Source organism: Alcanivorax sp. P2S70, from assembly GCF_000475295.1.
GTDB classification, from domain to species: Bacteria; Pseudomonadota; Gammaproteobacteria; order Pseudomonadales; family Alcanivoracaceae; genus Alcanivorax; species Alcanivorax profundi.
Map to the genome: position 1 here is coordinate 1 of NZ_AXBZ01000026.1, position 6,475 is coordinate 6,475.

The 6,475-nt window shown below is 55.9% G+C and carries 4 protein-coding genes and 1 pseudogene; all 5 read right to left on the reverse strand.

From position 1 onward, the window contains the following. Positions 1-594: efflux RND transporter permease subunit (locus tag Q672_RS0117200; protein ID WP_031226510.1), on the reverse strand; the 594-nt coding region annotated here is incomplete at its 3' end. Then, a complete protein-coding gene (locus Q672_RS26720) occupies positions 591-2,330 on the reverse strand; it encodes an efflux RND transporter periplasmic adaptor subunit (protein WP_022985554.1) in 1,740 nt (579 codons plus the stop codon). The genes Q672_RS26720 and Q672_RS0117200, both read right to left, overlap by 4 nt. Next, a complete protein-coding gene (locus tag Q672_RS26725) occupies positions 2,320-3,615 on the reverse strand; it encodes a TolC family protein (RefSeq protein ID WP_022985555.1) in 1,296 nt (431 codons plus the stop codon). The genes Q672_RS26720 and Q672_RS26725 overlap by 11 nt, the downstream gene beginning before the upstream one ends. A gap of 724 nt (positions 3,616-4,339) precedes the next feature. Then, positions 4,340-4,474: pseudogene (locus Q672_RS33975) on the reverse strand (Cd(II)/Pb(II)-responsive transcriptional regulator); the annotation flags it as partial. Positions 4,475-4,864: 390 nt separating this feature from the next. Then, positions 4,865-6,475, reverse strand: a 1,611-nt coding sequence (locus tag Q672_RS26735) for a copper-translocating P-type ATPase (RefSeq protein ID WP_022985557.1), incomplete at its 5' end; no start/stop codon positions are given.

The window sequence follows — 6,475 nt, forward strand, 5'->3', positions numbered from 1 at the left end:
GTGGAAACGGGGTAGAACCCCAGGGACTACCTGATATTCACGTACCATGCCGCCTATGGTTGCCACTTCTGCAACGTCAGGCAGAGTCTGCAGCTCGTATTTTAGAAACCAGTCCTGTATCGAGGTTAGTTGCGATAGATCATGCTGGCCGGTGCGATCGATCAATGCGTACTGATAAATCCAGCCGACACCGGTAGCGTCTGGCCCAAGTGATGGTCGTGCTGTACGCGGCAATTCAGACTGGACCTGACTAAGGTATTCCAACACCCGTGAGCGTGCCCAATACAAGTCGGTACCATCTTCAAACAACACGTAAACATAACTATCACCGAAGAACGAGTAACCACGTACTGTGCGCGCACCTGGCACGGCCAGCATGGTGGTGGCAAGTGGATAGGTAACCTGTTTTTCCACCAGCTGCGGTGCCTGACCTGGGTAACTGGTGCGGATAATCACCTGTACATCGGACAGATCCGGTAAAGCATCTACGGGGGTATTGTTGATAGACCAGATCCCCCACGCACTCATGAACAGCGTCGCCAGCAGCACCAAAAATCGGTTAGCCAACGACCAGCGAATCAGGGTAGCGATCATGGTGCAACCTCCTGTTTGTCGAGAGACACCACAGTCAAGCCATTATCGGTATCTTTGACGCCGACGCGCACACGATCGCCCACTGCTATATCGCTGGCCACCTGTTCGCTGGCAAGACGAAAGCGCATGGTCATGCGAGGCATACCGAGCGTCTTAAAAGGACCGTGTTTAAGCTTGACCTTGCCGTCGGATAGCCCCTCGATAACCCCCTCGGCGTAATGCAACGAATTCACTTGGGTGTCTTTTTGTTCCGCCACCTGCTTTTCTAGGCGCTCCACAATCAACCCTTTGTCTGTATCACGAATGCCAATGCGCACGCGATCACCTACCGATATCCCTTTGCCTACTTGTTCATTCGCCAGGTTAAAACGCATGGTCATGGCAGGCATGGACAAGCTCTTGAAAGGGCCATGGTCCAGCATTATTTTGCTGCCATTCAGTTGCTCGACAACACCTTCGGCATAGTGCAGTGCGTTCATCATTTCCGTCTCATCTGACATAGCCAGCTCCTGAACGGCAATGCCTTGCAGGCTGGCTTCGGAATCGAGCAGGAACTGACCACTGACAACCACCTTCTGGTCTTCCTTCAGCCCTGCCAGGATCAGCGTTTGGTCTCCCAGCTCGCCCCCCGGCAACACTGCCTGCGGACGATATCGACCCTCCCCCTCATCAAGCATCACCAGGCTGCGCTTTCCTGTATGCAATAAGGCTGCGGTTGGTACGGCCAATGCTTTCTGTGTGGCTTCGCCATGAATGCGTACCTGAGCGCTCATGCCCGGACGCAGATCACCCTCGTCATTGGACAAGGTCACTCGCACCGGCACAGTTCGGCTGGACTGATCCACCAGAGGCAGAATGTCGGCAACTTGCCCCTCACGCAGTGCTGGCTTCACTCCTTGAACGGTCACGTCAACAGCGTTACCACTACTGACTTGCCCCAATTGGCGTTCCGGGACTGCTATCTCCACCCACACGGGGTTGAGTGACTGAATCTCCGCCACGGGAGCACCGGCCGACAGCGTCATGCCAGCACGAGCATTGAGACTGCGTATCACGCCATCATGCGGAGCTGTCACCGTCCAGGTTTCCAGCGGTTTACGTTGGCGTTCAATACTTCGGATCAGGGATGCAGGCATGCCCAATGACAACAGGCGCTCCCGCCCGGCGACGATCAGTTCGTTGTTGCCGCTGCCGAGCACGGCCAGCCATTCATGCTGAGCTCCAGTCCAGGCCGGAACTCTCAATTGCATCAGCGGCTGACCACTGGAGATAGTGTCGCCCTCAGCCAGAGGCCAGACCTTGTCTACGAAGGAAGGCGCGGGGCTTTGCAGGCGTGTCAGGGCGCGGTCGTTGTAAGCAATCAACCCCGTGACATCAAGCTGAGATTGTGACTGAGCCACGACCACCGAGGCACTGCGAATTCCCAGATTTTGTACCATGGCTGCATCAATACGGACCGTTGGCTGATCGCTATCATCACCACCATTGGCATAACGGGGCACCAACTCCATATCCATGAAAGGTGAGGGCCCGGGCTCGTCAAAGTGCTGCTGGGGATACATAGGGTCATACCAGTACAGCACTTCCTTTTCATCCGCTTTGCTGTTGGTTTCACCGCTGTCCATCGCCATCGATATACTGCTCTGCGAAGGGGTGACGTAACGGCCCAAATATATTCCGGCTAGCAACAACAGCGAGGCAGCCAAACCGATCAAGGCATTGCGTTTAATGTTCATTATCTTGCTCCTCGCCCACCATGCCGTGGTGGTCGTAGGTAAAATGGAGGGCGGCTGCCTGCTGGTCATACTGCCCGCTGAGATCAATCTCCTTCAGTTTGGCGTCCAGCCATTCGCTACGTGCCCGTACAAGATCGGCCAAACTGCCATCACCGCCGCGCCAAGCGGCCCTAGCCAATCCCACTTTCTCTTTTGCCAGAGGCACCAGTCGCTCCCGTTGCCGGGCAAGCGTGCGTTCCAGGCGTTCATATTCGGCCAGATCGCTCTGCAGCATCGCTTCATGTTCGCGACGTACCGCCTCTGCACGAGATTCCAGTGCTTGCCACTCAGCTTCCGCCGAGGCAATGCGAGGCCCCTGGCGCGACCGGCTGAACAATGGCAGGTCCACATTGACCTGTAGCATCGCCATGTCACTGAATTCTTCACGATTCATATAAGCCAGAGTTAAAGCCCAGTCCGGCTTCTTGGCGGCACGAGCCTCGTCCGCGTTAGCCTGGGCGACAGAAGCCTGACGCGACGCTATCTCAAGTTCAGGGTGCTTATGCAGGCTATTCAGTAACTGTTCAGCATTGATGGCGAAATCAGGTGCTTGGCCAGCCGGTGATTGCCGGCCGGCTTCCCCCAGCCAGCGTATTAAACGAGCCTTAGCCTGGCGTTGCCTGGCCAGAAGAGCATCTCGCCGATCCAGTAATGTCACGGCTTCCTGCCTGGGTGCCACGCTATCAATAGCCTTTCCTTGACCCGATGAAAGCCGGGCACGCACTGCCTTGTCGAACAAACGATTTTCAGCAATGAGTTCTTCCAGCAGGACTAGTTGACGATCCAGAGTGTGGAGCTCAATCCAGGCTTGAGCGGTCTGACGCAGCACGGCCAGACGAGTGGCCTCTTTCGTGGCCTCCGTTAAGCCGATTTGCTGTCTGGCACCTTCTGCCCTTGCTGTGCGTTTGCTGCGATTGGGGAAACGCTGGGTTACACCAATACGCTGCATGGTCATGAAATCACTCGACAGGCTGTAACGATCGGCGCCATCCACAGGTACATTGTCGAGGCCAAGAATCAGGGTGGGATCGGGCAAAGCATCGGCAGGCCCTTCTGCCTGCTGAGCGGCCTCGACGCGGGCCGATTCCGCCCGCAATTCCGGTGATTGACGTAAGGCGAGCTGTAGCGCCTGATTAAAAGTCAGGCCTTCTGCCCCAAACGCCTGGACACTAGCTAGCAGCAGGGAGGGCGCTAGCCAGCCGAGTGCGCGCCGATACCGGCCGGCGCTCAGAAATATCCAATACATGTGTCACTCCAACACGGATCATGGCGCGCAACGCGCCCTCAGTGGGCCCAGACCAGGCCGGACCCCGAAAAGATCAGTGAGAAAGTGCTAGAGGCGGTCGCCAGATGGTAGATAAGGCAAGGGGGAGATAGAGAGGGTTAGAAAAATGAGGGGTAGCCGGATTTGCTGCCTGAAAAGAAACCGCCGGAGCCGTATTCATGATCGAGAGCTGCCCAGCATGGCACTCCTGGCCAGGCTTGCAAACCGGGCCGCTGTGCGTGTTGGATTGACCATCCAGACAACAATCGTTTTGTGGCATGGCGGACATCATGCTGCAACGGTCATCCATGTCTGCCTGCATCATGGTTTGTTCCATGGGGCAAGGCTGCGCCAATTGCACCGCTGCCATCCCCTGCAAGGAGATGCTAAGCAGAAATAGGCAACTAATGAAAAACCGAGCAATAAACATATGGTGTCAGCATAGTCCGAAGCAATGTGCTATTAACAACATAAACCTTGGGGTAGCCCCCATGTCAACGTTTAATATTGAGCTATGTAACTATTGATCGCCAGCTCTGCTCCCTCTGGCATGCTCTTCTCTACGCCACAGCCTTCAATAGCATTACTTGATGAAGCGTGAAAGTGTCTCTCGATGCCATTCCAGGCGCCTGTTGGCATGCTGGGTACCGAGGCTTATGTCGACAGGTGGCGGCGTGGTTAAGAACTATAAAATCGACACTTTGATCTATTGCGGTTGTAAGATGCCCTCGCTGATGCCAGCAAGAACCCCGCAAGCATCAACTTCACGGCCATCGTTGCACCTCGCTCTCAGGGAAACGAGTTGCTTCTCAAGCGATTGCAAAGCCGTTATCTGCGACCGCGCATCAGCAGACTTCCTGTTATAAGCAACCTGTTGGCTTTACACACCTAGAGAGTTAATCACAATGAGTTGGATTAAAGTTGAACGGGCTGAGCAAACCCCGTGGAACTTGATCACGGTCAACAGATCACGGATGAAGTCGCTTAAGGCGCCAGCTATGGCAAAATAGCCCCTACTCGAGGCTCCACGCCGATGGCCTAGGATTGCATGCCCAAAGATCCGGTAGGCAGGTATTTCCGTGCCCAGCTTCTCCTTCATCGTGGTTTTGACGTCGATTTCGATCAGCACCCCGAAGCAGTTATCCGTGAGAGACTGACGCGCTCGTTTGTCAACCACCTCAAAATCAGCATCTTCTATGGTTCGATCAATAGTGTACGGCACCAGCGATTATTACTTGGGGCCAAGCTTGATAACTCGCAGGCGCAATGCATTCACAATCACGCTGAAAGACGACAGCGACATTGCAGCAGCCGCGAAGATCGGTGAAAGCAGTATCCCGAAGAACGGGTACAAAACCCCCGCCGCAATCGGAACGCCCGCGGAGTTGTACACAAAAGCAAAGAACAGGTTCTGTCGGATATTGCGCATGGTCGCCAGCGACAGACGACGCGCTTCTACAATACCCATCAAGTCGCCGCGCAGCAGCGTAATGCCCGCGCTTTCGATGGCCACATCTGTGCCGGTGCCCATGGCCACCCCCACGTCCGCCGTTGCCAATGCAGGCGCGTCGTTAACGCCATCACCCGCCATCACGACAACACCCCCTTCATCTTTCAGACGCTGGACGATCTTGCCCTTATCTTCCGGCAGCACCTCCGCTTCCACTTCATCGATATGCAATTTGCGAGCAACCGCCTCGGCCGAGGTGTAGTTATCGCCAGTCAGCATGACCACTCGAATGCCGTCTTTTTGCAGCGCGACAATAGCAGCGTGGGTCGTTCTCTTGATGGGATCGGAGATGGCCAACAGCCCAGCGATTTTTCCATCAACGGCGGCAAAAATCACGGTAGCACCATCTTTGCGATGCTCGTCGGCATCGCTGTCAAATCTAGTGGTGTCGACATTCTCCGACTCCATGAGAAGACGATTACCAAGCAGCACCCGCTTGCCGTCGATTTTTCCTGTTACCCCTTTACCGTTGGGAGAATCGAAGTCTTCCGCATCCGGCAGCTTCAGCTCCATGCCCTTGGCTTTGTCCAGAATGGCGTGGGCCAGTGGATGCTCACTGCCTTTCTCGAGTCCGCCCGCAAAACGCATCAAAGCATCGTCATCGTACCCATTCGCTGTAACAATTCGGGTGATTTGTGGCTGCCCCTCTGTCAACGTGCCGGTCTTATCCACTACCACCGTATCTACCTTTTCCATGCGTTCAAGGGCTTCCGCATCGCGGATCAGCACACCACTTTGGGCGCCGCGGCCAACACCTACCATGATCGACATGGGCGTTGCCAGACCCAGTGCGCAAGGGCAGGCAATGATCAGAACACTGACCGCCGCAATCAGCCCGAACGCCATGGGCGGTGTCGGCCCAAGGAATGACCAGGCTATAAAGGCAACAATGGCAATTAGGATCACGGTGGGCACAAACCAGCTCGCCACCTTATCGGCAAGCCCCTGGATCGGTGCGCGGCTGCGTTGGGCGCTGGCCACCATCTGCACGATTTGGGAAAGCATGGTGTCCCGGCCAACCTTGTCGGCCCGCATGATAAAGCTGCCCTGTTGGTTAATACTGCCGCCAATCACTTGGTCGCCAGACTTTTTGCTGACTGCAAGAGGCTCACCGGTCACCATGGACTCATCCACGTTGGAGCTGCCTTCAAGTAACTCACCGTCCAGCGGCACCTTGTCCCCCGGGCGCACTCGCAGGCGATCACCCACCTTGACCTGATCCAGCGACACATCGGACTCGTCGCCCTGGTCATCCAGCTTTCGGGCCGTCGCCGGTGCCAGATCCAGCAGCGCCTTGATCGCGCCCGAGGTTTTCTCCCGGGCCCGCAGTTC